This window comes from Pirellulales bacterium (genome assembly GCA_035939775.1).
Taxonomy (GTDB): Bacteria; Planctomycetota; Planctomycetia; order Pirellulales; family DATAWG01; genus DASZFO01.
Window position 1 is genome coordinate 1 of the sequence record DASZFO010000247.1, and the last position, 3,155, is coordinate 3,155.

Annotated in this window: 3 protein-coding genes; all 3 read left to right on the forward strand. The window is 59.6% G+C overall.

What is annotated here, in order from left to right; genetic code table 11:
* Positions 1 to 268 precede the first annotated feature (268 nt).
* Positions 269 to 1,723, forward strand: coding sequence for an outer membrane beta-barrel protein (locus VGY55_15525; GenBank protein ID HEV2971384.1), 1,455 nt, complete (start codon positions 269 to 271; stop codon positions 1,721 to 1,723).
* Positions 1,724 to 2,091: 368 nt separating this feature from the next.
* Complete coding sequence (locus tag VGY55_15530; protein HEV2971385.1) at positions 2,092 to 2,766, forward strand: DUF2076 domain-containing protein; 675 nt, start codon at positions 2,092 to 2,094, stop codon at positions 2,764 to 2,766.
* A 156-nt stretch (positions 2,767 to 2,922) separates the two neighbouring features.
* Positions 2,923 to 3,155: hypothetical protein (locus VGY55_15535; GenBank protein ID HEV2971386.1), on the forward strand; the 233-nt coding region annotated here is incomplete at its 3' end.

The window sequence follows — 3,155 nt, forward strand, 5'->3', positions numbered from 1 at the left end:
CGAGGACGGCGTATTTCAGTCGCCGCCCGTCAATACGATCAACGGCCGGGTGGGGTATCAGTTCGCCAATGGCTGGCGCATCCAGCTTGACGCGCTCAATCTGCTGAATTCCTCGAGCTACAATGCCAGCTACGCCTACGGCGCACTGCTGCCCTCCGATGCATTGTTCGCCAAGTGTTTTCCCGCGAGCGGCGCGCCCACGGTGCCGGCGGCAGTCTGCCAGAACGGCTTTATGGACTATTCGATCCATCCGTTGGACCCAACGGCCGTGCGGATCACGCTCGCCGGACCGATCGATAGCATCGACATTCCGAGAATGGCTGCCGAGTTCGAACGTGCGTTGCCCACCTACCAGCGTCCGGCGCCGAACTACGATTGGACGGGCTTCTATGTCGGCGCCTACGTCGACAGGAGCTGGCTAAAAAGCAATAGCAGCGCGGTCAACAATGTGTCGGGAGCACCGTTCCCCGCTTCGGGCCTTAACTCAACACAATGGGGCGGTGGTGTTCAGCTCGGCTTCGACTACATGCTGCCGTCGCGCATCGTGCTCGGGGTCGCGGCTGACATGTCGTCGGGCGGCGCCAAGACGGTGGCGGTATCGGATCCCTCAGGCATTAGCGCAAATCAGACGACCGTCTTTGACAGCGAAACGATCCGCGGCCGGATCGGCTACGCCGCCGACAATATCTTGTTCTACGCGACCGGCGGCTTTGCGTGGTCCAACGCCCAGTTCGTCCGCACCCAGTTGACCGGCACACTCAACGACGCCACGGCAGGCACAGACGAAGCGGTCAATAAGGGTCTACTGGGCTGGACGGGCGGGGGCGGAATCGCTTACGCATTCGCACAGAATTGGAACGTCTTTGCCGAATATCGGCATACAAGCTACGGAACATCAACGGCACCGCTTCCGTTGTCGCAACTGGCGGCAACAACAACAACGACCGTGAGTGCCGTTGAATTCGGCCTGAACTATAAGTTCACGTCGAGTGGTCAGTTCGCCGGCGCGCCGCCCGCCGCACCTGCGGGAGCGCTGTCATCAGCCCTGGTCTACAAGTCCCCACCTGGTCGCTATACCTACGACTGGACCGGGATTTATTTTGGCGCCGACGGCGGTTTCGGTTGGACGACATTCAACGGGACGTTATTGGACGCTATCGGCACTCCGTTGACGCCCTTCAGCTACCGCGTGAATGGCCCTGTTGCCGGGCTTTTCGTGGGCGGCAACTATCAAATCAACAAGGTTGTGCTGGGCGTCGAAGGCGATTGGCAATGGTCCAATTTGCTCGGCAACAACCAAGTACTTGCGCCGCTTGGTGCCGCCGGCACTTTTCCGTCGGGGCCTTTTTTGGTTTCGACGACGGTGAAGGATTACGCCTCAGTCCGGGGCCGCTTGGGATTGGCGTTTGACCGTTTCCTCGTGTTTGGCACCGGCGGTTGGGCCTGGGGGAATCCCTTGACATCTTACGCTCTCGTCGGTGCCGCGCCATTTTTCAACAATGGTGGGAGGTCGACAGGTTGGACCGCCGGGTTAGGCGTCGATTACGCATTCACCGACAGTGTCGTTGGCCGTATTGAATATCGCTATGCGAGTCTTGAGACTTCGGGCTTCGGGAGCACCGCAACCAACACATCCGGGGCGTCCGATCGTTTGCCGATCAGCGATCTGCGCGCCGGCATCGCGTACAAAATTGGCGGCCGTTCAGATACGATCAAATTTTGAGCCGCATTTGTCTGGTACGCTTCAAGCTTCCCGTTGAAATGAGCAAGCCGTTTCTTATTGCGACAAATAAATCAAAGGCGTGCCGGTCCTGACTTGGTTCAAACTGCGCGAGTAATCAGGCCTATGAGAGGCCGGCGAGGATACCATCATTGCACGCCTCACGTTTCCAATACCTCTAATCAAAATCGACTCATTCAATATATTTGGCGGCCCGATGGAGAGTTGGGTACGAACCACCGGGGCCCTGTCCACCAGGGCTTACCAGAGGGCTCCGGTTCTGTGGTTCGTCGCGACATTCTTGTGGCCCCCTCTCCCGTGACCCAAGCCAGTGCCCCACATAACCAGCCGTAGACGCGAGGAGAGCCGCGATGACCCCGCAAGAGCAGGAACTCGTGAACGAATTGTTCCATCGTTTGGCCCAGCTGGAAAATAATCCCCGCGACCCGAGTGCCGAGCGCCTGATCGCGGATGGACTGAGAGAGGCGCCGCACGCAATCTACGCGCTCGTGCAGACGGCGTTGGTTCAAGATGAGGCGCTCAAGCGCGCCAATGCGCGGATCGAGGAGTTGCAGGCGCAGACTGCTGACGAATCGCAACAGCATGGCGGATTCTTGGACAGCGTGCGCGACGAGTTACTCGGCAAGCGCGACCTGCGAGGCTCGGTACCATCGGTGCGCGCACCAGCACAATCTTCGTCCACTACGGCTCCGCCCTATCGTCCGGGTCCCGGTCTGGCACCGGGCGGATCGTTTCTCGGCACGGCCGCTTCGACAGCAGCGGGCGTGATCGGCGGCGGGCTCCTACTCAACAGCATCCGTTCAGTGTTCGGTGATCATGCCGGCCTTGGCGGACAAGAGCGGAGCGCGCTCGGGAGGGCTAGCGGCAGCGCCGCCGACAGCTATCTGGCGCAACAAGATCGGGACCAGGATCAAGATCAGGACCAGGACGACGAGGCCCAAGCGCAGGACGCCCAGGATCAAGATCAAGATCAGGATCAGGATGATGACGGCGGCGATTTTGGCGGGGACGATACCGACGCTTAGCGCAGCTGAGACGATCCAGGAGCCATCAATTCATAAACTTTCTGCCGCGCAGGCTGTTCTCACTTCCGGTAGGGAAATGGGGACCTTGGCAGAAATTATTGAACTCCGACCACGCGAAACCGGTTAGACGATCAGATTTTCAACGCGGCTCGCGAAATGGAAGGGGATTTAAGAGCGATCGATGGGTTTGCCGATGCGCTCGCCCTTGTCAGCGAGACGATGGACGAGAGTGCACACGCCAACGCCATCAATGGCCTAGCCTGGGAAATCAAGCACCGCGCCCAAAGGATGGAGGCGCGCCGCGACAACCTTTTTACTCGTGTGCTTCCCAATAGAGCAATTGACGACCGTGCGTTGAGCGCGCGTCACGTCGTAGAGGATGCCGCACT

Coding starts and splice junctions, on each gene's coding strand:
- VGY55_15530 (HEV2971385.1), top strand. CDS start 2,092: ATGACCCCGCAAGAGCAGGAACTCGTGAACGAATTGTTCCATCGTTTG.